The 332-nt window shown below is 68.4% G+C and carries 1 pseudogene; it reads left to right on the top strand.

Annotated elements, in window-relative coordinates:
• Positions 1 to 186 (top strand): annotated as a pseudogene (locus tag DWZ22_RS10105) (dTDP-glucose 4,6-dehydratase); the annotation flags it as partial.
• Positions 187 to 332 lie beyond the last annotated feature (146 nt).

Raw genomic sequence — 332 nt, 5'->3', positions numbered from 1 at the left:
CCCGGCCACGACCGCCGCTACGCCATCGACTCCACCAAGCTGCAGCGCGAGCTCGGCTGGAGGCCGGCCCACACCGACTTCGCCGAGGGGCTCAAGGCCACCATCGACTGGTACGTCGCCAACGAGTCCTGGTGGCGCCCCGCCAAGGAGGCCACCGAGGCCAGGTACAGGGCCCAGGGCCAGTAGGAGGGGATAGATCTATGGCAGACATCGCATTCGAGAAGGACCTCTCCGTCGCCGAGACCGGCATCGGGGGCCTGAAGGTCGTCGACCTCGCCGTCCACGGCGACTCGCGCGGCTGGTTCAAGGAGAACTGGCAGCGCGCCAAGATG

Origin of the sequence: Collinsella sp. AF31-11, assembly GCF_003475605.1 — a bacterium.
Classification (GTDB): domain Bacteria; phylum Actinomycetota; class Coriobacteriia; order Coriobacteriales; family Coriobacteriaceae; genus Collinsella.
This window is presented reverse-complemented; position numbering and strand designations above follow the sequence as displayed.